Below are 23,939 nucleotides of genomic sequence, written 5' to 3' on the forward strand. Positions count from 1 at the left end.
AAACAGCTTACCTTTGCCGCGATTAAAAAATTTAATAGGTAACACAATGAGTAAAAAGGTATGTAAAGTGAAGCAGGGATGGTTATTGCTCTGCTGTCTGGTTGCTGCTGCCGGATGTAAACAGGCTCCGGCAGGAACGGTGGAAGCGGAATATGAGGTGATGGCCGTTTCTCCGGTCGACCGGGTGATTTCGAGTACGTATTCGGCAACGATTCGCGGACGTCAGGACATTGATATTTATCCGCAGGTGGGAGGAACACTGACGGAAGTGTGCGTCACGGAAGGACAGCGTGTCAGGAACGGACAGACATTGTTCGTTATCGACCAGGTCCCGTATGAAGCCGCATTGCAGACGGCGACGGCGAATGTGAAAGCTGCCGAGGCTTCCCTTGCTACGGCACAACTGACTTATGACAGCAAAGAGGAATTGTATAAAGAGAATGTGGTTTCCTCTTTTGACCTGAATACGGCAAAGAATGCCCTTTTGTCTGCCGAGGCACAACTGGCGCAGGCGAAAGCGCAGGAAGTGAATGCCCGCAACAACCTTTCTTATACGGTCGTGAAAAGTCCGGCAGACGGGGTGATAGGTACATTGCCCTACCGGGTGGGGGCTTTGGTCGGTTCCGGCTTGTCGGAACCGCTGACTACGGTTTCCGACAACTCGGATATGTATGTCTACTTTTCGATGACGGAAAACCAACTGCTGGGATTGATTCGTCAGTATGGCTCTAAAGAAGAGGCGTTGAAGAACATGCCGGCCATCGACCTGTTGCTGAATGACAGGTCGGTCTATCCGGAGAAAGGAAAAATCGAATCCGTGAGCGGGGTAATCGACCGTTCGACGGGGACTGTCAGCCTGCGTGCCGTGTTCCCCAATAAAGACGGGCTGCTGCATAGCGGCGGTGCGGGAAATGTAGTGATTCCGGTACGGAAAACAGGCGCGTTGGTCGTGCCGCAGGGAGCCACGTTTGAGATTCAGGACAAGAGGTATGTATATAAAGTGGTAGACGGCAAGGCACAGTCTAGCGAAGTGCAGGTGACACGTGTCGACGGCGGACGTGAGTTTATCGTGGATAAAGGGCTGGCACCGGGCGACGTGATTGTGGAGGAAGGCGTGGGATTGCTCCGCGAAGGTACGCCTGTCAAGGCAAAGACGGCCGCCGCATCTGTAACTGCCGCTGAAAATAAAACGAAGGAGGACTGATTCATGAATTTAAGGACTTTTATCGAACGCCCGGTTTTATCGGCAGTCATTTCGATTACGATTGTCGTTGTGGGCATCATCGGGCTGTTCAGCCTGCCCGTTGAGCAGTATCCCGATATCGCCCCGCCTACCATCATGGTGAGCACCACCTATTACGGCGCCAGTGCGGAGACATTGCAGAAAAGTGTGATTGCACCTTTGGAAGAGGCTATCAACGGGGTGGAGGATATGACCTACATGACCTCTACGGCTACGAACTCCGGTTCGGTGAGCATCACCGTTTATTTTAAACAGGGCACAGACCCGGACATGGCGGCAGTCAACGTCCAGAACCGCGTGTCGCGGGCTACGGGGCAGCTCCCGGCGGAAGTGACCCAGGTGGGCGTGACTACTTCCAAACGGCAGACGAGCATCTTGCAGATGTTCTCCCTGTACAGTCCGGACGACAGCTATGACGAGAATTTCCTTTCCAATTACATCAGCATCAACCTGAAACCCGAAATCCTCCGTATTTCCGGCGTGGGCGACCTGATGATTATGGGAGGCGAATACAGCATGCGCGTATGGATGAAACCGGACGTGATGGCGCAGTACAAACTGATTCCGTCCGATATCACCGCCGTGCTGGCGGAGCAGAACATCGAATCGGCAACCGGCTCGTTCGGCGAGAACTCTGACGAGACCTACCAATACACGATGAAGTATAAAGGCCGCCTGATTACTCCGGAGGAATTCGGGGAGATTGTCATCCGTTCTACGGACGACGGCGAAGTGTTGAAGCTGAAAGACGTCGCGGAAATCCGGTTGGGGCAAGACAGTTATGCCTATCACGGCGCTATGGACGGGCATCCGGGAGTTTCCTGCATGGTGTTCCAGACGGCGGGTTCCAATGCGACCGAGGTCAACCGGAACATCGACAAGTTTCTGGACGAGGCGGGCAAGAACCTTCCCAAAGGCGTGGAGCTGACGCAGATGATGAGTTCCAACGACTTCCTGTTCGCTTCCATCCATGAAGTGGTGAAGACACTGATTGAGGCTATTATCCTGGTGATTCTTGTGGTGTATGTCTTCCTGCAGGATTTCCGTTCCACGCTGATTCCTCTGGTAGGAATTGTCGTTTCGCTGGTTGGTACGTTCGCGTTCATGGCGTTGGCGGGATTCAGCATCAACCTGCTGACGCTGTTTGCGCTCGTGCTTGTCATCGGTACGGTGGTAGACGACGCCATTATTGTCGTCGAGGCGGTGCAGGCGAGGTTCGATGTGGGTTACCGGTCGTCCTATATGGCGAGCATGGATGCGATGAAAGGTATCAGCAATGCCGTCATCACCTCTTCACTGGTGTTTATGGCGGTGTTTGTGCCGGTGTCTTTCATGGGCGGAACTTCCGGTACGTTTTATACCCAGTTCGGCTTGACGATGGCGGTGGCCGTGGGCATTTCGGCGATTAACGCCTTGACGTTGAGCCCGGCGTTGTGTGCCTTGCTGCTGAAACCTTATATCAACGAAGACGGGACACAGAAGAATAATTTCGCGGCGCGTTTCCGGAAAGCGTTTAATTCGGCTTTCGAAGCGGTCATCGAAAAATACAAGAACGGAGTCTTGTTCTTTATCAAACGCAAGTGGCTGGTCTGGTCGTTGCTGGCATGTTCCGTGGTGCTGCTTGTCTTTCTGATGAATACGACCAAGACAAGCCTGGTTCCCGACGAAGACCAGGGAGTCGTGTTTGTCAATGTAAGCACGGCGGCGGGCAGTTCGCTGGCAACGACCGACGCGGTGATGGAGCGGATTGAAAAGCGCCTGATGGATATCCCGCAGTTGGCTCATGTGCAGAGAGTTACCGGCTACGGATTGCTAGCGGGAGAAGGAAGCTCGTTCGGCATGCTGATTCTGAAACTCAAGCCGTGGGATGAACGTCCGGGCGACGAGGACAATGTGCAGGCGGTAATCGGGCAGGTGTACGGGCGCACGGCTGATATAAAGGATGCGAGCGTATTTGCGATTTCTCCGGGCATGATTCCCGGATACGGCATGGGAAATGCGCTGGAGCTTCACATGCAGGACAAGATGGGGGGTGACGTGAACGATTTCTTCACGACCACGCAACAATACCTGGGAGCCTTGAACAGCCGTCCGGAGATTTCGATGGCATACTCTACGTTTGATGTCCGTTATCCGCAGTGGACGGTAGAAGTGGACGCGGCGAAATGCAAGCGCGCCGGCATTACGCCGGATGCGGTGTTGAGTACGCTTTCCGGCTATTACGGAGGACAGTATGTGTCTAACTTCAACCGTTTTTCCAAAGTGTACAGGGTCATGATTCAGGCAGACCCGATGTCGCGCCTGGACGAGACTTCGCTGAATAACGCATTTGTGCGCATGTCGGACGGGGAGATGGCCCCGTTGAGCCAGTTCGTGACGCTGACCCGCAGCTACGGTGCGGAATCGCTGAGCCGTTTCAATATGTACAATTCTATCGCAGTGAATGCGATGCCGGCAGACGGATACAGTACCGGAGACGCTATCAGGGCGGTGGAAGAAACGGCGGAGCAGGCGCTTCCGAAAGGTTATGGCTATGATTACGGGGGCATCACCCGTGAGGAGAACCAGCAGAGCGGCACGACAGTCGTTATTTTCGGTATCTGCTGCCTGATGATTTACCTTATCCTGAGCGCGCTTTACGAGAGTTTCATTATCCCGTTCGCCGTGCTTTTGAGCGTGCCTTGCGGATTGATGGGAAGTTTCCTCTTTGCCCGTATGTTCGGGTTGGAAAACAACATCTATCTGCAGACAGGATTGATTATGCTGATAGGACTTCTGGCAAAGACAGCCATTTTGCTGACCGAGTATGCCGCGGAACGCCGTAAGGCAGGCATGGGGCTGGCTGCCGCTGCGGTCAGTGCGGCGAAAGCCCGTTTGCGCCCGATTCTGATGACGGCGTTGACGATGATTTTCGGCCTGTTCCCGCTGATGATGTCCAGCGGAGTGGGGGCAAACGGCAACCGTTCGTTGGGTACGGGCGTAGTAGGCGGCATGACTATCGGAACACTGGCGTTGCTTTTCATCGTGCCTGCCTTGTTTATCGCTTTCCAATGGTTGCAGGAACGTTTGCGTCCGGCACAGAGCATACCCACGGAAGACTGGCAGATTGAAGAGGAAATCAAGGTGAGCGGTGAGGAGAAGTCCAGAGCGGGAAAAGAATAATGGTGAATTAAAACATTCTGTAATGAAGAAAATACTACTCTTGTCCGCAACGGTCTTTGCATTGAGCAGTTGCGGCATCTACAATAAATACAAGCCGGTGTCGGAAGTGCCCGGCGGACTTTACGGCAGTGCGCCGGCAGCCGTTGCCGATACGGCGAATTTCGGCAATCTCTCGTGGCGGGAGGTTTTTACCGATTCGTATTTGCAGGCGTTGATTGATTCGGCACTGGTGCGGAACACGGATTTGCAGACGGCACGTCTGCGGGTGGAAGAGTCGGAAGTGGCTTTGATGACGTCGAAACTCTCTTATCTGCCTTCCTTGTTTCTTGCGCCGGAAGGGACTGCAAGCAGTTTTGACCGCGGCAAGGCGACACAGACTTATTCGTTGCCGGTGACGGCTTCGTGGGAACTGGATATTTTCGGGAAGGTCACCACGGCGAAACGCAAGGCTAAGGCGGCTTATGAACAGAGCAAAGAATACGAGCAGGCGGTAAAGACGCAGCTAGTGGCGTCCGTGGCAAATGCTTATTATACTTTGCTGATGCTTGATTCGCAGTACGAGATTGCTGTGGCTACCGAAGCGGCGTGGAAGGAAAGCGTGAAGACTTCCCGCGCCATGAAAAAAGCGGGGATGCTGAATGAAGCAGGACTGGCACAGACCGAAGCCACTTATTATAATATCTGTACGACGGTGCTTGACTTGAAAGAGCAGGTGAACCAGGCGGAAAATTCGCTGGCGTTGCTGCTGGCGGAGACTCCTCACCGGATACGGCGCGGGAAGCTGGACGGACAGCGGTTGCCGGAAGATTTTTCCGTGGGCGTTCCTTTGCAGATGCTTTCCAACCGTCCGGATGTGCGGAGTGCGGAGTATTCGCTGGCACAGGCTTTTTATACGACCAATGCAGCCAGGGCGGCTTTCTACCCTTCCATTACGTTAAGCGGAAGTGCGGGGTGGACCAACAGTGCGGGGAGCATGATTGTCAATCCGGGAAAATTCCTGGCTTCCGCCGTGGCTTCCCTGACGCAGCCTTTGTTCAATAAAGGAGCGAACATAGCCCAGTTGAAGATTGCGAAAGCGCAGCAGGAAGAAGCGCGCCTCAACTTTGAACAAACCTTGTTGAATGCCGGCGTGGAGGTCAATGAAGCGTTGGTCCAATACCAGACTGCCCGTGAGAAAGCCGCTTTCTACGACAAGCAGGTCGCTTCGTTGCAGACGGCGGCAAGGAGCACCGGGCTTTTGATGAAACACGGCAGCACTACTTATCTGGAAGTGCTGACGGCGCAACAGACCTTGTTGAATGCGCGGCTTTCCCAAGTGGCTAACCGCTTTACCGAAATCCAAGGGATGATAACTTTGTATCAGGCCTTGGGAGGCGGCAGGATGTAACGCCTGTTCGGGAAAAAAGAGGAGGTCGGAACCCGGCTCCCGGAATATGCATCCGGAGCCGTTTCCGACCTCTTCTTTTCTTCGGATTGGCTTATTCGTGCAGCGTGTAATCCCCCGCCTTTTGGGTCACCGCTTGCTGCAATTCGTCCAGCGAAAGTTCGTTCCCCTCAAATTCCACGGTGGCTACCGGCGGATTCAGGGTGACACTGGCTTTTACTCCTTCTATGCTGTTCAAGGCATTCTCCACATGTGTGCGGCAATGGTTGCACATCATTCCGTCTACTTTAAAACTCTTTTTCATATTTTCTTTATCGGTTGGTTTGATTTCACAAGATGTTTCGGCCTTTTCTTCCGCCGGGCGTATTTTCTTATGTTTTAAACGCAGGCTGTTGCCGACGACGCTTACGCTGCTGAACGCCATAGCGGCTCCTCCTATCATCGGGTTGAGCAGAAAACCGTTGAACGGATACAGGATGCCGGCTGCAATAGGGACGCTGATTAGGTTATAGATAAACGCCCAGAACAGGTTTTGCCGGATGGTCCTTACCGTAAGCCGGGACAGGCGGATGGTTTCCGAAATTTTCATCAGGTCGGAAGACAGAATCGTCACCATCGCCGTATCCATAGCTATGTCGCTCCCTTTTCCCATAGCGATGCTTAAATCCGCCTGTGCGAGCGCCGCACTGTCGTTGATTCCGTCGCCTACCATGCCCACCTTTTTCCCTTCCTGCTGCAACCGTTTTACGAACAGGGCTTTGTCTTGCGGCAATACGCCCGATTGGTAATGGCTGATGTGGGCTTGCTTCGCTATTTCTCGGGCGGTATCCTCATTGTCTCCCGTCAGCATATACACCGTGATGCCCATTTCCCGTAACAGGCGGACGGCTTCCGCAGAGCTCGGTTTTATCCGGTCTGTGATGGCGATTGCCGCTATTGCCTTTTCGGAATTGCCGAACCAGATTACCGTCCGGGATTCCTTTTGCCATTTTTCCGCCTGTTGCCGCAGGTTTGCGCCGATATGGACTTGGTTGTCCGCCAACAGGCGGAGGTTTCCCGCATAATAGGTCTCATTGCCCACCGTGCCTTTCACCCCTTTTCCCGGAATGTTCTCAAAGCCGACGACCGGAACGGTTTCCCCGTTGCCCAGCTCATTGGCGACGGCTTCCGCAAGCGGATGTTCCGACAGGCGTTCCAGGCTGTATAATATCCTTCGGGCCTCTTCCGTCTCCCCGTCCCACAAAGTATTCGTGACAATGGGATGCCCTTCGGTGACGGTTCCCGTCTTGTCAAGCACCACCGCGTCTATTTTCCGGGCGATTTCCAGGCTGGCGGCGTCTTTTATCAGGATGCCCTGTTCCGCTCCTTTACCGATTCCCACTATCAGTGCCGTCGGGGTAGCCAGGCCCAGTGCGCAGGGGCAGGCGATGATAAGTACGGTAACCATTGCCAGGAGTCCGTGGGTGAAACCGTTTGCGGGGGCGAATATCATCCAGAGGGCAAATGTAAGGACGGATATGCCGATGATGACGGGTACGAATACGCCGGCAATCCTGTCTACCAGTTTTTGAACGGGAGCCTTGCTTCCCTGTGCGTCCTGTACCATGCGGATGATTTGCGCCAGCATCGTGTCCGAACCGGTCTTTTCCGCTTTGAAACGGAACGCTCCTTTCTGGTTGATAGTGCCTGCATATACTTTTTCGCCCGCTTCCTTGCGTACCGGTACCGGCTCGCCGCTCAGCATGCTTTCGTCTACGTAAGATTCGCCGTTTTCCACCGTGCCGTCTACGGCTATCCGTTCGCCCGGTTTCACCGCTATGATGTCGCCCGCTACGGCTTCTTCCGCCGGAATCGTCCGTTCGCCGGCATCGGTGACGACGGTGACGGTTTTGGGTTGCAGCCCCATCAGTTTCTTGATGGCTGTCGATGTGTTCTGTTTCGCCCGTTCTTCCAACAGCCTGCCCGACAGGATGAAGGCGATAATCATGCTTGCCGCCTCAAAATACAGGTGCGGGGTTATGCCCCTCGATAGCCAGACGTCGGGGAAGAGCAGGTTGAAGGTGCTGAACAGGTAAGCGATTCCCGTGCTGACGGCTACCAGTGTATCCATATTCGAAGAGCCGTGTTTCATCTGTTTCCACGCATGGATGTAGAAACTGCGCCCGAAAACGGAGAGGACGACTGTCGCCAGAATCCACAGGATATATTTCATAAAAGGAAAATCGGCGAACAGCATGCTGATTATCAGGATGGGGATTGCCAATGCGATGGCCCCGAAAGTGCGGGCTTTCAGCGAACGGTAGTTCCGGGCGTGTGCCTGTTCGGCCTCTTCGTCCGCATTTTTGCCCGTATGGGTTATCAAGTCATAACCTGCATTCCGTACGGCTGTCCTCAAAGCCTGTTCCGTACATCCGTCGGAGTCATAAACGATTTGCGCGCTGGCTGTCGCATAGTTCACGTTCGCTTCATATACGCCGGGCTGGGCGTTTAACACTTTATCTATCCGGGCTGCACAGGCTGCACAGCTCATTCCGGTTATCCGGAATCTTTTTCGGGTCTTCATACGCTTGGTCTTTCTTTATCTTTCTTTGTTTTTGCAAAGGTAAGGCGCATGAAGCCGCCGGCGGTTACAAAATTATGGATATGATTTATATCTTGTCCAGCGGTTCCCTTTTATGTTCCTTTAATTGTTTGAACCGGCTCGGAGTCATGCCGGTCACGTTGCGGAACTGCGTGCTTAGGTGCGCCACGCTCGAATATTGGAGCAAATCGGCTATTTCGCTGATGGAGAGCTCTCCGTAGATTAGCAGTTCTTTGATTCGTTCCACTTTCTGGGCGATATAATATTTTTCTATGCTGATTCCGTTGGCTTCGGAAAAAAGCTTGCTCAGGAAGCTGTAGTCATAATGGCATTTTTCTTTTAAGTATTCAGACAGTTTCAGTTTGGAAGCATTGTCCTCGTAATGTACCAGTTCGATAACCGCTGTCCGGATTTGCTCGATGATGCGCATCCGCTTGTCGTCTATGAGTTCGAATCCGTATTGCGGAAGGACTTCTTGAATCGCTTTCCGGTTTTCGGGCTGCAGGTCTTCCCGTACGACAGCTTTTCCCAGTTCCACGTTGAGAGGAGTCAGGTGCAGGTTCTTGAGAATCTCCGTAACCACCAGGATGCAACGGTTACAAACCATGTTCTTGATAAAGATGATGTGATTCTGCTCTGCCATATTGTTATTTGTTTCATTCATCAGGTTGTCCCGGCATGTCCGGAACCGCATGTTTTTGCCTTTTCAAAAGAAAAAACTGCCAATCATGCGTTTCCGTATGCAAAAATAAGAATTATTTATTGCTTCTGCCGTCTATTTTTCAATGAAAGTATGAAGAGAGTGAGGCGGCAGGAGGACATTCAGGTAGCGTGCAGGCTCATGTCAATGAGCGGTTATGGAGACGGAGGCGTCCGGCAATCCTTGTGCCGATACGGTGAGGCGGATGATTCCGCTTTCCGTTTCAGGTTGCAGGATGACTATCGCTTTTCCCCGGAATACGCGGGGATTCAGAGAACGGAAGCTTTCCATGTCGTCGGCACTTCCGTTTCCGGAGGCGATGATAGACCCTTTGCCGCTGCATTTTATGTGTACGGGAATGTCGCAGTCGGGAACCGGGTTTCCGTCTTTGTCCAGAATCTCGATTTTTACGTATGCGAGGTCATTCTTGTCCGCTTTTATTTCCAAGCGGTCGGCGGTCAGGCGGATGCTTGCGGGGCTTCCTGCCGTGTTGAGTTCCGTTGAGGCCGCCTCTTTCTTGCTTTTCATGTTAACGGCTTTCAGTTGTCCGGGTTCGTAAGGGACTGTGAAAGTGGCGGTGTAGGTATCGGGAGCAGTCTCTTTTTCACCTATCAGGCGGTTGTTCAGGTATAGCCTTACTTTGGGAGAACGACTGTAAACGCGCACCGTCATCGGCCGCCCTTCCATTCCTTTCCAGTTCCAGCTTAACAGTTCGTTTCTCCATCCCCAGAAATTGACATCTTCCCTTTTTCCTTCGGCCACGGGAGGTTGTACCGCCAGTGAAATCTCCCGCCTTTTCCAGAGGATATCACGGTAGTAGGACTGCGGTTTCTTATCCCCGCAGAGGTCGATGTCCCCGCACCAGGCATTATACCAGGGCCATCCCATAAACTGGGGGCTTTGTTCTCCCGGAGCGAGTTCGAGCGTATGCGCCAGGCCGGCTTCACCCAGATAGTCGAGGGCGGTCCATACGAAGTCACCAATCAAGTAGGGGTTTTTGTCAATCAGGTTCCAGTTTTGTGCCGCCTCTTTGGGGACGGACTCGCTGCCGTACATGATTCGTTGCGGGAACCGCTCGTGGTCTTTCTCATATTCTTTCCATTGGTAGTTGTAGCCGGATACGTCCAGGTTGCGGAAAGCCCTTTCCGAATCTTTCTCCCAACTGAAATGCCTTCTGTCCCAGAAAGAGTTGACTGCGGCGGTAATGGCGCGGCTTGTGTCATATTTGCGGATGGTTGCAACCAGTCTTTTGGCAATCGCTTCGCCTGCCGGTTCGTCGGCGCGTTCGGCTATTTCATTGCCGATACTCCACATGATAATGGAAGGATGGTTCCTGTCCCTGCGAATCATGACGGACAGGTCATGTTCACTCCATTCGTCGAAGAACCGGTGATAGTCTTGCGGGCGTTTCGCCTGTTGCCACTGGTCGAATACTTCGTCAATCACAAGCAGTCCCAGTCTGTCGCAAGCTTGTAGGAAATACTCCGAAGGCAGGTTGTGTGAACATCTGACGGCATTGAAACCGTTCGCTTTCATTAATTCCACCTTGCGTTCTTCCGCCCTGTCGATGGCTACCGCTCCCAGCAGACCGTTGTCATGGTGCAGGCAGCCGCCTTTCAGTTTCAGAGGTTTGCCGTTTAGCAGAAATCCTTTTTCCGCGCTGAATTCGATGGTCCGTATGCCGAAAGGAACCGTTATTTCATCGGACAGTCCGCCCGATTTTACGGACAGGCATGCAGTGTACAGGCTGGGAGTGTCTACCGACCATAATTCGGGCTTCCCGATATCGAAAGTGAAAGAGAGGGGAATATCGGACTTCCCTGCCGCACTGATTGGGCGAGTGGCGGAACAGACCTCTTTTCCCTGTGGCGAGAGAATCCGGATATGCAAGTCGCCGGCGGCTTTTTCCCCGCCGGAGTTATGCAAGATGGTATGGAGGCGGACCGTTGCCTTTTTGCCTTTTACTTCGGAAGCGTCTACGAAAGTATCCCATTCGTCCAGATACACTTTATCCGTTTTTACCATCCATACATGCCGGTAAATTCCGGAACCTGCATACCAACGGCTGTTCAAACCTTCGTTGATGACCTTTACGGCTATTGTGTTCGGGATGCCGGGAGCGTTGCAATAGGGGTTGACGTCAATCTTGAAAGGAATGTAACCGTAAGGGTTGAAACATGCCTTTCGCCCGTTTATCCACACTTCCGCCTGGTTGTAGGCTCCTTCAAAGTAGAGGGAGATGATTTTGCCGGCGTCTTCCGGGCCGACAACGAATTCTTTTCTGTACCATCCTTCCCCTCCTACGGTTTGTCCGGTGTCCGGACCGCCTATGCTCATGCGTGAGAAAGGGCCGGTTGTTATGCCTTCCCTTTGTACGGGTACGGGTTCCATGCTCCAGTCGTGAGGCAGGTCGAGCGTTCTCCACCGGGTATCGTCGAAAGATGCCTGTTCGGCGTTGGCGATGCAACCCCGGTGAAATTTCCAGTTCCCGTTCATGCAGGTTTTACGTTCCGACGCGGAACCGCCGGCAATGAAACCCAGAAGTAGTGTTGAAACTGCCAGTTTCCTGACAGATGATTCGAAATGTCTGTTCATCGTTTTACATTCTTTGTTTACTGTGGGCAAAGATAGGGGAAAACGGGGAATCCGCGGAACAGAAATGTAACAAGATGCTGTCACAAATGTATCAAATCGTGTCCGGATACGGAAGCGCGCTTCTGTATCCGGCTGCCTTTATGCGTTCAGGGCTTGTTCGATGTCCGCGATGATATCATCCGCATTCTCGATACCCACCGACAGACGTATCAAATCCGGGCGCACGCCGGCTTCTATCAGTTGTTCGTCCGTCAGTTGGCGGTGAGTGTGGCTCGCCGGATGAAGCACGCAACTGCGGGCGTCGGCTACATGGGTGACGATTGCGATGAATTCCAGCGAATCCATGAACTTGATGGATACGTCGCGCCCGCCTTTCAATCCGAAAGAGATAACCCCGCAAGAGCCGTTCGGCATGTATTTCTGTGCCAGGGCGTAATATTTGTTGTCCGGCAGCCCGCAATAGTTCACCCAGGCTACTTTTTCGTTCTTGGAGAGGTATTCGGCCACTTTCTGTGCGTTGCGGCAGTGTTGCGGCATGCGCAGGTGCAGCGTCTCAAGTCCGATGTTCAGCAGGAAAGCGTTTTGCGGGCTTTGGATACTGCCCAGGTCACGCATTAGCTGTGCGGTCGCCTTGGTGATATAAGCGCCTTTGCCGAATGCTTTCGTATAAGTCAGCCCGTGATAAGACTCGTCCGGCGTGCAGAGTCCGGGGAATTTGTCCGCATGGGCGTCCCAGTCGAAGTTGCCGCTGTCTACGATGCATCCGCCTACGCTTGTGGCGTGCCCGTCCATGTATTTGGTGGTGGAGTGGACCACGATGTCGGCTCCCCATTCAAACGGGCGGCAGTTTATCGGGGTCGGGAAAGTATTGTCGACAATCAGGGGAACTCCGTGGCTGTGTGCGATACGCGCGAACTTTTCGATGTCCAGCACTTCGAGGGAAGGGTTGGAAATCGTTTCTCCGAACAACGCTTTCGTATTGGGCCTGAAAGCGGCGGAAATCTCCTCTTCACCGGCATCCGGATTGACAAAAGTAACGTCGATGCCCAGTTTCTTCATGGTTACGCCGAACAGGTTGAACGTCCCGCCGTAAATGGCGGAAGAACATACGAAATGGTCGCCTGCCTGGCAGATATTGAAGATGGCGTAGAAGTTGGCAGCCTGGCCGCTGGAAGTCAGCATGGCGGCTACACCGCCTTCAAGGGCGGCTATTTTGGCAGCCACGGCATCGTTCGTCGGGTTCTGCAGGCGGGTATAGAAATAACCGCTCTCTTCCAAATCGAAAAGGCGTGCCATTTGTTCACTGGTGTCGTATTTGAAAGTCGTGCTCTGGTAGATGGGCAACACACGCGGTTCGCCCTTTTTAGGCGTCCACCCTGCTTGTACGCACAGGGTTTCGGGCTTGAATTGTTTTGCCATAATGATATCAGGTTTTAATGTTTTATTGCCAAAAAAAGTTTTAACGAAGCAAAAGTAGGGAAAATAATTGTATTTTTGTCCTGTTTATGAGTGAAATGATACTCTTGAAAAGGAGATAGCCGATGTGAATATGAAAAATAAACTCTATATTCTTTTGTTTTTAGCTTTTCTTTTTTCGGGTACGGTTCTCCGGGCGCAGCAGAAAGCTACCCCCAAGGCGGGTGAAGGCATTTCTTCTTTTCTGTTGAGGCATAACCGCTCTCCGAAGAAGTATTATGACGACTTTATCGAGCTGAACAAGAAACGACTGGGGAAAAACAAGGTGCTTAAAATGGGAGTCACTTACGTGATTCCTCCGGTGAAGCGTTCGTCCGGCGGGGGAGCCGCCGGGAAAAACACGAAGACGGGAAAAAACGCCGTTTCGGGAAAAGGGGGGAAAAGCGCGGGACAGCCGGCGGTGAAAGTACCGAAGATAGGGACGGTTGTCAAGGAACCCCTGTTCGGAAAAAAGCAGGCGAATGTGAAGATAACCTCCAACAGGCTTGCCGGTGCCTGTTTTTACGTAGTCAGCGGGCATGGAGGACCCGATCCGGGAGCGATAGGAAAAGTGGGCAGGCATGAGCTTCACGAAGATGAATATGCGTATGACATAGCCTTGCGGCTGGCGCGCAACCTGATGCAGGAAGGGGCCGACGTGCGTATCATTATCCAGGACGCGAAAGACGGCATCCGCGACGGCGCATACCTCTCCAACAGCAAACGCGAGACTTGCATGGGCGACCCGATTCCTTTGAACCAGGTCCAGAGGCTCCAGCAACGCTGTACCAGGATTAACTCGCTTTACCAGAAAGACCGTAAACGGTATAAGTATTGCCGGGCTATCTTTATCCACATCGATAGCCGGGGAAAAGGAAAACAGACGGATGTGTTTTTCTACCATTCCAACAAGACGGTGGAGAGCAAACGCCTGGCGAACAATATGAAGAATACGTTTGAAGCCAAATATGACAAGCACCAGCCGAACCGGGGCTTTTCAGGGACGGTGAGCGGCCGCAACCTCTACGTCTTGTCGCATACGGCCCCCGTCTCCGTTTTTGTCGAGCTGGGAAATATACAGAACTCTTTCGACCAGAAAAGGTTGGTGATGAATTCCAACCGCCAGGCATTGGCGAAATGGCTGATGGAAGGTTTTTTGAAAGATTTTAAGGAGAAAAGATAGCTTTTTCAGATTTTTTCAGTTAATACTGAAACGGGATGTATGACGGGTCGGAACATCGTCGTGCGGGAGGCGAACAAGATATTCGACGGCATCCGTGTAAAAATCAACAACCATTATCGTGAAATAGTGGATTGGGACGGTTTCGTTACGGCGGAGAAGGTCAAGAACGCCTTTTTAGGTCTGGAATACCGCCACGAAACGCTGCTGAAAGTTTACGAGCAGTTCAACAGCTATTTTGACAAGCTGGTACAGATCGAAATGCAAGCAAAATCTACGCAACAGAAATACCTGACCGTTTACGATCACCTGAAACGGTTTCTCGAAACGTGATATCACGTGAGCGACATTACGCTGAAAGAGATATCCCCCGTGCTCATCAACGATTTCGAGTTGTACCTCCGCATGGAGAATCATTGCAGTCACAATACGGTCTGGGTGTACTTTATGCTGCTCCGTAAGATGATAAGTATCGCCATAGAGAACGGCTGGCTTCTGCGTGCTCCGTTCATCAAGCACGAGATCAGCATGGAAGAAACCGAGCGTGTGTTCCTGATGTGAACCGAAACCGTACATGAAATAGTTGTCGAGTGGCACTTAGGTTTTCTGTTTTTCAATGCCTTTGCGCAGGTTGTTCTCGTCGTTGACAAAAAGAATCGTGTTTACCAGACGTAAATAAACCTCTGTCGCTTCTTCGCAATAAGGACAAAAAAACGTTTCAATCGTTATGTTCATAATTCTATGTAATTAAAGTGTCAATAACCAAAATTCCGATGATACACACGAGGGAGATACTGAATAGGACGATGCTCCATATTGTTTGTGGTACACCGCAGACAAGGGCTCGAAGTACACCACCCACAGAAAAAGGGCGTAGGAGACGGTGAAAAGGGCGCGTATGGCTGTTTTGACAATCTTCGCTGGCTTCATAACTGTTGTTTTTTTGGTGCAGATTCGAGAAAGTAGAGCTTGTGCTTATTCGTAGATACATTGGATAGCCCAATAAATTAGGCCAAATAGGGGAATAATAATGTTTTGTGCTGACGAGATATTTATATCTCGTTATTTTTGGTATATTTGCACAAATAAATCCAGAATAGCATTTAATATATGAATAAGATCAAACTTGTACTTGATAAAAAAGGCATCAAGCAGAAATGGTTAGCCGAACAATTAGGAAAGAGTTTTAATATGGTTAATTCATATGTACAGAATCGAACCCAACCAAGTATTGAAACTTTATACAAAATAGCCTCAATTCTTGATGTGGAGATAGATGAGTTATTATATTCAAAAAATGACATAGAACGAATTAATAAGCAATAATATGGCAACAGCGAATCAATTAAAAACGCTCGTGAAGAGCCACTTTGAAGACAATAGTGAGAAATTTAATACTGTTGCATTACAAATTGCAGCTCATGAAGCTAAATTAGGACATACTAATTTAGCTAATGACATACGAAAAATTATTGATGCCGCCAAAATCAACAAGCCTAAATTGAAAAATATTGATCCCAATTTGCAAGGTTTGTTTTTAGAGATTTATCCACAGGAACGTTTAACGGATTTAGTTGTTGCTCCACAAATAAAAAATAGGATAGAAAGAATTATTAATGAATTTACCTATAAAGATAAATTGTTTAGACACAATCTCGAAAACAGGAGAAAAATTCTTTTTTCGGGAAATCCCGGCACAGGAAAAACAATGACTGCATCAATAATAGCGAATGAATTGCACTTGCCAATATATGTAGTATTAATGGATAAAATCGTAACGAAATACATGGGGGAAACAAGTGCTAAATTGCGACAAATCTTCGATTATATCGAAGATGTTCCTGCCGTTTATCTTTTCGATGAGTTTGATGCAATCGGAGGACAGCGAGGGAAGGATAATGATGTAGGCGAGATGCGTCGAGTATTAAATTCATTTTTACAATTTATTGAAAGAGACCATTCTGAAAGTTTAATTATTGCAGCAACTAACAATTTGGAATTGTTAGATCAAGCGTTATTTAGACGTTTTGATGATGTAATTCATTATCAACTTCCAAGCGATTTTGAGAAAGTTCAGTTGCTTAAAAACCGATTAAATGGGAATCTTTCACAAAAAGACATTGATTCGATTTTACCGGAATTAGCTTCTTTAAGTCATGCAGAAATAAATCAAGCATGTTTAGACGCAATTAAAGAATCCGTAATAAATGAGGTTAAAATATCATCCAGTTTGGTTGTAAAGACAATCCAAGAAAGGAAATCAGCTTACAACTTAAAATAATAGCACATGAATAAATACGAGCATATTATTGTCCCTGAAACGATAAAAAAGGCTATTAAATATTCTCCCAGAGGTAGTGTGGGTGGCGGTCTCTCTATACCTATACGCAACCGACAAGAGCATGCAGAATATTTGCAAAAGAAATTTGATGATGCCAGAGCAGATGACACAACTGTTAAACAACAAATGGCAGCAATCTCCTTACCTGCGAGAAGTGGAACTTATATCGAATTTGCAGGTGCTCCTGCTTATGATTTAGTATCAAAGAGTTTAGAAGATCAAAAAGCTGGCATTCGATTGTTAAATATTCGGCAGACAAAAACAGAAAATAATCAAGAACAATCATTTGCAACTATCTATATTCCTCATGGAAAGGAAAATAAACTTTTAGAAAAGCTACATAAATATGCAACAGAAGAGTTGTGTAATGGGAAACCTAAAAATGATGCTCTTTTCCGAAGTATCGAGAATATTAATGTCGCTCTTCTGAAAGCGTTATGGACTGACAGTCATGAAGATTTTCCGACTGATCACAATGATTGGTATGAGGTCTGGATAAGAATTTCCGATGCAGAAGATATTGTAAATCAGCACAACAAATTTATAGATTCTCTACGAAGTCTCGATATTCGCTTCAAAGAAGATTCAATTCTAACATTTCCCGAAAGATCTGTATTTTTAGTATATGCAAATAGAGATTCTCTGACTAAATTATTGGGATGTTCAGATCAATTAGCAGAGTTGCGAAGCGGACGTGTATTGACGGGATTTCTATTTGATGAGTATAGAGGTGAACAACAAGAATGGGTAGAAGATTTACATAATAGGGTCCAAATTCTTTCAGATACAAATTCTGTTATTTGTGTATTAGATTCAGGTGTAAATAATGGACATCCTCTTTTGGAATCTATAATTCCTGAAAAAAATTGTGGCTCTGTCGTTGGAGAGGGTATTGCGGATAGGGATGGACATGGTACGAGAATGTGTGGAACCGTCATTTATGGTGATATGTCTTCTTGCCTTGCAAATACCAAAAAAATACAAATTCATAACCAAGTTGGTTCAATTAAATTGTATCCGCATGGTCGTCCTAATCCAAAAGAAGCATGGGGATTTTTGACTGAACAAGCAGTTTCAACGTCTGAAATTATATTCCCTCGAAAAAACGTTTGCTATTGCATGGCAATAACGGCAGAAGATAGTGAGCAAGGAAAGCCGACATCTTGGTCAGGTGCTGTTGATTCGATTGCATACAATAACGGTAGGAGTGGCCGCTTATTTATGGTTTCTGCTGGTAATATTAGGGATATAAATAATTTGGATAAAGAAATTATTAACGCTTATCCTAATAACCATAGCCTTCGACCAATTCAGAATCCCGCACAAGCGTGGAATGGTTTAACCATTGGGGCGTTTACAAATATAGTTGCTCCAGATAGTCATGAATTAAGAGCATACGATCGTGTTGCACCCGGTGGAGGAATTAGTCCTTTTTCTCGAACCTCATCACTGTGGAAAAAGGGCGCATTAATTAAACCGGAAGTTATGTTTGAAGGAGGAAATTTATATAAAACCAATGATCCCCAATTCCCATTTTCTTCTCATCAAGATTTGGAATTGATAACAACGAGTAAGAATTACCAAATAAGTGGTTATTTTGATACTATCAATGCAACAAGTGCAGCGACGGCATTAGCTTCAAACTTTGCAGGTAAATTACAAGCTCGGTATCCTCATTTATGGGCAGAAAGTATTCGTGGATTAATCGTTCATTCTGCAAAATGGACTTCATGTATGGAAATGCAATTTCCTGTGAGGAATAGAGGAGATATGGAAAAAAGATTACGCCATTGTGGTTATGGTGTACCATCAGAAGAAAGAGCGTTTTATAGTACAGAAAATGGTTTAACGTATGTTGCCCAAGAAATAATACAGCCTTTTATTAAGGATCGAGGAGATAATTCTCCTAAGATAAATGAAATGCACTTTTTTGAGCTACCTTGGCCTCGTGAGGTTTTAGAGCAACTTGCAGAAACGAACGTTGCAATGCGAGTAACTTTATCATATTTTATTGAACCAGCTCCCGGTGAAATAGGATGGAAAGATAAATACAGATATGCGTCATGCGGATTGCGGTTTGATGTAAATCAAGAAGACGAAGACCAAAGAGCATTTCAATTAAGAATTAACAAATTAATTGAAGCAGAAGAAAACGAAGAACGTGGTAAGAATGATTCCACCAGATGGTTAATCGGAGTAGATAATAGAAATAAAGGATCAATACATTCAGATGAATTAAACCTTACGGCGGCTCAGTTAGCTGTGTGTAACTTGATTGCTGTTTATCCAATCGGAGGTTGGTGGAAAACACGTACTAATTTGAAACAATACAATAACAAGTTGCGATATTCTTTAATTATATCTTTGGATACCCCTATTGAAAATATAGATTTATACAATGTGGTTAAAACAAAAATAGAAAACATGATTAATATTCCGGTTGAGGTAGAAATTCCTATAAACAATTAGATTTCTAAAAATAGCTGGGAAGGTATGTTTGCACATGAGGCTCTCTATTCTATAAAATGGAGAGCCTCATGTGTAAAATTGATTTATAAGATTATTTGCTATAGTTAGATTTTTATTCTATACTTTACATAGAGTTGTTTGAAGTAATGCAAAGCACAGCAATCCGAAGCAGTTGTACGTTTGCTTAATCATTGCTTACCGTATTTTGGAGCCAAAACTTATGGCTTATCTTCAATAACTTATCTCAAATTTGCATTTTTTCAGGGAAAAAGCCGGCATATCCCGAACAAAAGAAGTTTTAATCTGTTATTATATATGCAAATCAGCCTGAATGACCGCTTATAAGTATGTGAATATATATAACCCGGTATGTATGCCTCCCCGGCATCGACAGGTAAGATTGCATAGTAGTTTTGTCGTGTTTTATTTTGTGTTTGTGTTGTGACGGTGCTGCGATGTGAATCGGGGTGCCGTTTTTTTCGTATCCCCTTGTCCGGGTCCCGGCTGATGGCCGTTCGTGGACTCGGACAAGGGGATTACAAGAGGTCTCTTTACGAATACGCGACCCCGTAAAGAAAAGCTCCCGGCACGACTCGTTTTATCCGGGCGCAAAATTCCGGCATGCTTCCGGAAAACTTCCGCCCGTAGGGTTAAAGAGGTATGTTGCCGTGTTTCTTGGGCGGATTGGTCTGCATTTTGTTTGCCGTCATTTCCAATGCCTGTATCAGGCGTTTGCGGGTTTGCCTCGGATAGATGATTTCGTCGATGAATCCCAGTTCGGCAGCCTGGTACGGGGTAGCGAATTTCTCCTTGTAGGCTTCCACCTCTTTCGCTTTCGTCTCCGCGTCCGCCTTGCGGAACAAGACATTGATTGCACCTTCCGCCCCCATTACCGCGATTTCCGCGCTGGGATAAGCGAAGTTGACGTCCGCCCCGGTCTGTTTGGAGTTCATTACGATGTATGCGCCTCCGTAAGCCTTGCGGGTGATTACTGTCAGTTTGGGTACGGTAGCTTCGGCAAATGCATAGACGATTTTTGCGCCGTGGCGGATGATGCCGTTGTTTTCCTGCGTGTATCCCGGAAGGAATCCTGGAACATCCTCGAAAGTAATCAGAGGAATGTTGAAGCAGTCGCAGAAACGGATGAAACGGCTGGCTTTGTCGCTGGCGTCAATGTCGAGCACTCCTGCCAGGTAAGCGGGCTGGTTGGCGACGATTCCTACCGAACGCCCTGCCAGACGTGCGAAACCGATAACGATATTCTTGGCGAAATTCGGCATCACTTCGAAGAAATATCCGTTGTCTACCACCCGTTCGATGATGTCTTTCATGTCGTAAGGCACATTCGGGTCTGTCGGGACAACGGTGTCCAGAGCGGCATCCTCACGGTTGATGTCGTCCGTGCAGTTCTGCTTTTTAGCTTCGTCCATGTTGTTTTGGGGCAGGAAAGAAAGCAGTTCGCGGATACTCATCAACAATTCCTCTTCGGTGTTACACATAAAATGAGTGACTCCGCTCTTGCTGCTGTGAGTCATGGCTCCGCCCAGTTCCTCTTTGCTCACCTCTTCGTGAATGACCGTTTTCACTACGTCCGGGCCCGTTACGAACATGTGGCTCTTTTCCTTTACCATGAAAATAAAGTCGGTGAGGGCGGGAGAGTAGCAGGCTCCTCCGGCGCACGGGCCGAGAATGGCTGAAATCTGCGGAACCACCCCGCTTGCCATTGTGTTCTGGTAGAAAATATCGGCATAGCCGGAAAGGCTCTCGATACCTTCCTGGATACGCGCGCCGCCCGAATCGTTCAGGGCGATAATCGGAGCGCCGTTTTTGAGCGCCAACTGCTGCACTTTCACAATCTTTCTGGCGTTGGAGGCCGAGAGCGAACCTCCGTACACCGTGAAGTCGTAAGCGTAGACGAATACCTGCCGCCCGTCTATCTTTCCGTAGCCGGACACGATGCCGTCTCCCGGAATCTTGTTCTTATCCATGCCGTAGTTCGTGCAACGGTGCACCATCAGCTTGTCCAGCTCTACAAACGTGCCTTTGTCGAGTAGCATGTCGATACGTTCGCGGGCAGTCATCTTTCCGCTTTCATGTTGTTTTTCAATCTTTTCGATACCGCCGCCGAGAGAAGCGATGCGGTCGCGTTCCTCGAACGCGGTATATGCTTTATTCATTTCTTCCATGATGCAATCAGTTCTAATTGTTATGCGATAGGCTCTAGGGTTATTAATGTCTGGTCGCCGGTGATGTTATCTCCTTCCCGGACCAGTATTTCTTTGATACGGCAATCTGAAACCACTTTGTAGTTGCTTTGCATCTTCATTGCCTCGATGACGATGGCCGTATCTCCCGCTTTCATCTCCTGTCCTTCCGTTACCGGGATTTTCACGACTTTTCCCGGCATTGGAGAAGTGATGCGGTCATTCTGTTCCTCTTCGCCTTTCTTGCGCATGCGCAGGTATTTTGCCTGGCTGTCTACAATTTCGACGTTGAAGCTACTGTAATGGGTGTTTACCTTATAGCTCTTGCCGTTTTCACTACGAATCAGTTGGGCGTTCGAACTGCGGCTGTCCATCAGGATGTTGCAAGTCCCGTTTTCCGCCATCACGACGTCCGCCTCGAACAACTGCCCGTCAATGGTTAACGCCACTTTATTATCCTCTTTGCTGATTAATTCGATTTCAGCCACGCGGTTTCCTATATGAATTTCCATAATTGAATGCTGTTTTGGTTTTAAATACGAAGTACGCCTTTATGCAATCCGAATTCCTTCCATTTGCTGATGGGGCGGTTGTCGGTGGCGTCGCCGGTGTTTTCTTCAAGGTTCATCAGGTAATCCATGTAAGCGGCAATCATCGCGATGTTCTCGGCGCGTTCACTGGTGCGCATGATGCACTTCTGCAGGTAGTCGCCGTTCTTGGCGATAAAACCGGTGTCATAGTGCCCCTCCACGAAGTCGGGAGTATCCATGATGGCACGGAGGTAACTGATGTTATTCTTGACCCCTGTCAGCTTGTATTCGTGAAGGACGCGGCGCATCCGTTCGATGGCGTAGTCGCGGTTGGTTGCCCATACAATCAGTTTGCCAATCATCGGGTCGTAGTAAATCGGAATTTCATATCCCTCATACACATAGCTGTCGATGCGTACGCCGATACCGTTCGGTTCCGTGATTTGTTTGATGATTCCCGGACTCGGCATGAAATTCATTTCGGTATCTTCGGCGCAGATACGGCATTCGATGGCATGACCGCGTTGTTTGATGTCTTCCTGTTTCAGTTGGAGAACCTGCCCGTCGGCGGCTTTAATCTGTTCTTTCACCAGGTCCACGCCCACCACTTCTTCCGTAATCGGGTGTTCCACCTGCAGGCGGGTGTTCATTTCGAGAAAATAATAGTTGCGGTGTTTGTCAACCAGGAACTCGATGGTTCCCGCACCGATATAATTTACCGCCTTTGCCGCTGCCACCGCTTTCTCTCCCATGTCTTTCCGCAGTTCCGGGGTGATGAACACCGAAGGAGTCTCTTCTACGATTTTCTGGTTGCGGCGTTGCACGGAACATTCCCGCTCGCAGAGATGAATGACATTGCCATGCTTGTCTCCCAAAATCTGGAACTCGATATGGTGCGGCTCTTCGACGAATTTCTCAAGATAAACCGTATCGTCGCCGAAAGAAGAGAGCGATTCGCTTTTGGCGGTCGTGTAGGCTTCTTCCACTTCTTCCGCGTTGTGGATGAGGCGCATCCCCTTTCCGCCGCCTCCCATAGAAGCTTTCAGCATCACCGGATACCCGATTTTATTACATAATTCCACGGCTTCTTCCACGCTTTTCAAATTCTCCTGAGTGCCCGGAACCACGGGGACGCCGGCTTCAATCATTTTGATGCGGGCGGAAATCTTATCGCCCATAGCTTCCATCGTTTCCGGGTCGGGACCGATAAAGATAATGCCTTCTTCCCGGCAGCGGCGGGCAAAAGCGGCGTTTTCCGACAAAAAACCGTATCCGGGGTGAATCGCGTCCGCGCGGCTGGCTTTCGCTACTTCGATGATTTTTTCTATATTCAGATAACTCTCTTTAGATGCGGCGGGACCTATACAATAAGCTTCGTCTGCATAGAGCACATGCTTCGCAGTCCGGTCTGCCTCGGAAAATATAGCGATACTCGTTATTTCCATCTCCCGGCAGGAGCGCATCACCCTCACGGCAATTTCACCGCGATTGGCTACTAAGATTCTTTTTATCATATACTTCTAACATTATGTACATACACATCCGTGCTTTCCCATCTTGCAGGCATCGTCCGCCGGGACATGCTCCGTTTGATGAAAACAGTATTTTCCTGATTTGGGGCTTAACAAATGATGTTTTCCTTTCTAACCCACGAGAAAGGATAACCTTTATCCGATTTGGCAGGTCTTCTGACTGACTCCTATCTTACGGGCCTTCCCGACGGCAATTGCCGTCAGTGGCATGAATAAGTTCATTCATAAGATATTAAGCGGAGCTTCACAGCAGCGGGACTGTCCGGGATTTGCACCCGATTCCCTATTAATCGTCCTCCGTTGGCTACGGATTTCGAACCAAATCGGGGGCAAAGATAAATAAATCTTGAATAGAATGTTCTTTTTTTGCACGAAAGTTTCATTTTTGTGCAATGAGTATGCATCAGGTGCGCGGGCAAACGATGGGGGAAAATCTTTCCGCTACCCGGAAATAATTCGCTTGGAAATAATTCGCTTGGAAGTAATTCGCCTGGAGATAATTCGCCTAGAGATAATTCGCCTAGAGATAATTCGCCTAGAGATAATTCGCCTAGAGATAATTC

The 23,939-nt window shown here is 48.9% G+C and carries 18 protein-coding genes and 1 riboswitch; of the genes, 9 read left to right on the top strand and 9 right to left on the bottom strand.

Annotated elements, in window-relative coordinates; all coding sequences use genetic code 11:
- Positions 1 to 46: 46 nt before the first annotated feature.
- The 3 genes from Q5076_RS08305 to Q5076_RS08315 are packed head-to-tail and all read left to right on the top strand — an operon-like array spanning position 47 to position 5,792.
- The gene (locus Q5076_RS08305) at positions 47 to 1,204 is read left to right on the top strand and encodes an efflux RND transporter periplasmic adaptor subunit (protein ID WP_303012352.1); all 1,158 of its coding nucleotides are present in this window, start codon (positions 47 to 49) and stop codon (positions 1,202 to 1,204) included.
- A 3-nt stretch (positions 1,205 to 1,207) separates the two neighbouring features.
- Entirely contained in the window at positions 1,208 to 4,405 is a 3,198-nt protein-coding gene (locus Q5076_RS08310; protein WP_303012353.1) for an efflux RND transporter permease subunit, read from the top strand.
- 22 nt (positions 4,406 to 4,427) lie between these two features.
- Positions 4,428 to 5,792 carry a TolC family protein gene (locus Q5076_RS08315; protein ID WP_303012355.1) on the top strand — a complete coding sequence of 455 codons (1,365 nt, stop codon included), beginning with the start codon at positions 4,428 to 4,430 and terminating at the stop codon, positions 5,790 to 5,792.
- Positions 5,793 to 5,883: 91 nt separating this feature from the next.
- Here Q5076_RS08315 and Q5076_RS08320 read toward each other — a convergent pair whose 3' ends face one another.
- From Q5076_RS08320 to Q5076_RS08335, 4 genes are all read right to left on the bottom strand, one after another.
- Positions 5,884 to 8,352, bottom strand: a complete 2,469-nt coding sequence (locus Q5076_RS08320; protein WP_303012357.1) for a heavy metal translocating P-type ATPase — start codon at positions 8,350 to 8,352, stop codon at positions 5,884 to 5,886.
- An 85-nt stretch (positions 8,353 to 8,437) separates the two neighbouring features.
- Positions 8,438 to 9,013 carry an AraC family transcriptional regulator gene (locus Q5076_RS08325; protein WP_303012359.1) on the bottom strand — a complete coding sequence of 192 codons (576 nt, stop codon included), beginning with the start codon at positions 9,011 to 9,013 and terminating at the stop codon, positions 8,438 to 8,440.
- Between the two features lie 201 nt (positions 9,014 to 9,214).
- Positions 9,215 to 11,665, bottom strand: a complete 2,451-nt coding sequence (locus Q5076_RS08330) for a glycoside hydrolase family 2 TIM barrel-domain containing protein (protein WP_303012361.1) — start codon at positions 11,663 to 11,665, stop codon at positions 9,215 to 9,217.
- A gap of 138 nt (positions 11,666 to 11,803) precedes the next feature.
- On the bottom strand, positions 11,804 to 13,084 hold the full coding sequence (locus Q5076_RS08335; RefSeq protein ID WP_303012364.1) for an O-acetylhomoserine aminocarboxypropyltransferase/cysteine synthase family protein: 1,281 nt from the start codon (positions 13,082 to 13,084) through the stop codon (positions 11,804 to 11,806).
- A 130-nt stretch (positions 13,085 to 13,214) separates the two neighbouring features.
- On the opposite strand from Q5076_RS08335, the gene Q5076_RS08340 reads away from it, so the two are divergent.
- The 3 genes from Q5076_RS08340 to Q5076_RS08350 are packed head-to-tail and all read left to right on the top strand — an operon-like array spanning position 13,215 to position 14,861.
- Positions 13,215 to 14,303, top strand: coding sequence for an N-acetylmuramoyl-L-alanine amidase (locus Q5076_RS08340; RefSeq protein WP_303012366.1), 1,089 nt, complete (start codon positions 13,215 to 13,217; stop codon positions 14,301 to 14,303).
- 39 nt (positions 14,304 to 14,342) lie between these two features.
- Positions 14,343 to 14,633 carry a hypothetical protein gene (locus Q5076_RS08345; protein ID WP_303012368.1) on the top strand — a complete coding sequence of 97 codons (291 nt, stop codon included), beginning with the start codon at positions 14,343 to 14,345 and terminating at the stop codon, positions 14,631 to 14,633.
- Positions 14,634 to 14,639: 6 nt separating this feature from the next.
- On the top strand, positions 14,640 to 14,861 hold the full coding sequence (locus Q5076_RS08350; RefSeq protein WP_303012370.1) for a phage integrase SAM-like domain-containing protein: 222 nt from the start codon (positions 14,640 to 14,642) through the stop codon (positions 14,859 to 14,861).
- Between the two features lie 36 nt (positions 14,862 to 14,897).
- On the opposite strand, the gene Q5076_RS08355 is transcribed toward Q5076_RS08350, so the two are convergent.
- Complete coding sequence (locus tag Q5076_RS08355) at positions 14,898 to 15,035, bottom strand: hypothetical protein (RefSeq protein ID WP_303012371.1); 138 nt, start codon at positions 15,033 to 15,035, stop codon at positions 14,898 to 14,900.
- A 12-nt stretch (positions 15,036 to 15,047) separates the two neighbouring features.
- Positions 15,048 to 15,230 carry a hypothetical protein gene (locus Q5076_RS08360; RefSeq protein ID WP_303012373.1) on the bottom strand — a complete coding sequence of 61 codons (183 nt, stop codon included), beginning with the start codon at positions 15,228 to 15,230 and terminating at the stop codon, positions 15,048 to 15,050.
- A gap of 180 nt (positions 15,231 to 15,410) precedes the next feature.
- Between Q5076_RS08360 and Q5076_RS08365 the strand changes: the two genes are divergently transcribed.
- Genes Q5076_RS08365 through Q5076_RS08375 form a run of 3 tightly spaced genes read left to right on the top strand, consistent with a single transcriptional unit; the run spans position 15,411 to position 19,110 of the window.
- Positions 15,411 to 15,626: a helix-turn-helix domain-containing protein gene (locus tag Q5076_RS08365; protein ID WP_303012375.1), complete on the top strand. Its 216-nt coding sequence runs from the start codon at positions 15,411 to 15,413 to the stop codon at positions 15,624 to 15,626.
- A 1-nt stretch (position 15,627) separates the two neighbouring features.
- On the top strand, positions 15,628 to 16,581 hold the full coding sequence (locus Q5076_RS08370) for an AAA family ATPase (RefSeq protein ID WP_303012377.1): 954 nt from the start codon (positions 15,628 to 15,630) through the stop codon (positions 16,579 to 16,581).
- A gap of 6 nt (positions 16,582 to 16,587) precedes the next feature.
- The gene (locus tag Q5076_RS08375) at positions 16,588 to 19,110 is read left to right on the top strand and encodes a S8 family peptidase (protein WP_303012380.1); all 2,523 of its coding nucleotides are present in this window, start codon (positions 16,588 to 16,590) and stop codon (positions 19,108 to 19,110) included.
- 650 nt (positions 19,111 to 19,760) lie between these two features.
- On the opposite strand, the gene Q5076_RS08380 is transcribed toward Q5076_RS08375, so the two are convergent.
- From Q5076_RS08380 to accC, 3 genes are read right to left on the bottom strand one after another with little or no spacing between them, the layout of a single operon-like run.
- Complete coding sequence (locus Q5076_RS08380; protein WP_303012382.1) at positions 19,761 to 21,296, bottom strand: acyl-CoA carboxylase subunit beta; 1,536 nt, start codon at positions 21,294 to 21,296, stop codon at positions 19,761 to 19,763.
- 20 nt (positions 21,297 to 21,316) lie between these two features.
- Positions 21,317 to 21,826: an acetyl-CoA carboxylase biotin carboxyl carrier protein subunit gene (locus Q5076_RS08385; RefSeq protein ID WP_303012384.1), complete on the bottom strand. Its 510-nt coding sequence runs from the start codon at positions 21,824 to 21,826 to the stop codon at positions 21,317 to 21,319.
- Positions 21,827 to 21,846: 20 nt separating this feature from the next.
- The gene (gene accC, locus Q5076_RS08390; RefSeq protein ID WP_303012385.1) at positions 21,847 to 23,358 is read right to left on the bottom strand and encodes an acetyl-CoA carboxylase biotin carboxylase subunit; all 1,512 of its coding nucleotides are present in this window, start codon (positions 23,356 to 23,358) and stop codon (positions 21,847 to 21,849) included.
- 146 nt (positions 23,359 to 23,504) lie between these two features.
- A riboswitch (cobalamin riboswitch) is annotated at positions 23,505 to 23,714 on the bottom strand.
- Positions 23,715 to 23,939 lie beyond the last annotated feature (225 nt).

This window comes from uncultured Bacteroides sp. (assembly GCF_958445495.1).
Taxonomy (GTDB): domain Bacteria; phylum Bacteroidota; class Bacteroidia; order Bacteroidales; family Bacteroidaceae; genus Bacteroides.

What these genes read in the sequence shown, in the direction of transcription:
- Q5076_RS08310 (WP_303012353.1), top strand. Translation starts at nt 1,208, where the DNA reads ATGAATTTAAGGACTTTTATCGAACGCCCGGTTTTATCGGCAGTCATT.
- Q5076_RS08325 (WP_303012359.1), bottom strand. Translation starts at nt 9,013, where the DNA reads ATGGCAGAGCAGAATCACATCATCTTTATCAAGAACATGGTTTGTAAC.
- Q5076_RS08360 (WP_303012373.1), bottom strand. Translation starts at nt 15,230, where the DNA reads ATGAAGCCAGCGAAGATTGTCAAAACAGCCATACGCGCCCTTTTCACC.
- Q5076_RS08340 (WP_303012366.1), top strand. Translation starts at nt 13,215, where the DNA reads ATGAAAAATAAACTCTATATTCTTTTGTTTTTAGCTTTTCTTTTTTCG.
- Q5076_RS08330 (WP_303012361.1), bottom strand. Translation starts at nt 11,665, where the DNA reads ATGAACAGACATTTCGAATCATCTGTCAGGAAACTGGCAGTTTCAACA.
- Q5076_RS08345 (WP_303012368.1), top strand. Translation starts at nt 14,343, where the DNA reads ATGACGGGTCGGAACATCGTCGTGCGGGAGGCGAACAAGATATTCGAC.
- Q5076_RS08380 (WP_303012382.1), bottom strand. Translation starts at nt 21,296, where the DNA reads ATGGAAGAAATGAATAAAGCATATACCGCGTTCGAGGAACGCGACCGC.
- Q5076_RS08305 (WP_303012352.1), top strand. Translation starts at nt 47, where the DNA reads ATGAGTAAAAAGGTATGTAAAGTGAAGCAGGGATGGTTATTGCTCTGC.
- accC (WP_303012385.1), bottom strand. Translation starts at nt 23,358, where the DNA reads ATGATAAAAAGAATCTTAGTAGCCAATCGCGGTGAAATTGCCGTGAGG.
- Q5076_RS08370 (WP_303012377.1), top strand. Translation starts at nt 15,628, where the DNA reads ATGGCAACAGCGAATCAATTAAAAACGCTCGTGAAGAGCCACTTTGAA.
- Q5076_RS08385 (WP_303012384.1), bottom strand. Translation starts at nt 21,826, where the DNA reads ATGGAAATTCATATAGGAAACCGCGTGGCTGAAATCGAATTAATCAGC.
- Q5076_RS08365 (WP_303012375.1), top strand. Translation starts at nt 15,411, where the DNA reads ATGAATAAGATCAAACTTGTACTTGATAAAAAAGGCATCAAGCAGAAA.
- Q5076_RS08335 (WP_303012364.1), bottom strand. Translation starts at nt 13,084, where the DNA reads ATGGCAAAACAATTCAAGCCCGAAACCCTGTGCGTACAAGCAGGGTGG.
- Q5076_RS08355 (WP_303012371.1), bottom strand. Translation starts at nt 15,035, where the DNA reads ATGAACATAACGATTGAAACGTTTTTTTGTCCTTATTGCGAAGAAGCG.
- Q5076_RS08320 (WP_303012357.1), bottom strand. Translation starts at nt 8,352, where the DNA reads ATGAAGACCCGAAAAAGATTCCGGATAACCGGAATGAGCTGTGCAGCC.
- Q5076_RS08375 (WP_303012380.1), top strand. Translation starts at nt 16,588, where the DNA reads ATGAATAAATACGAGCATATTATTGTCCCTGAAACGATAAAAAAGGCT.
- Q5076_RS08315 (WP_303012355.1), top strand. Translation starts at nt 4,428, where the DNA reads ATGAAGAAAATACTACTCTTGTCCGCAACGGTCTTTGCATTGAGCAGT.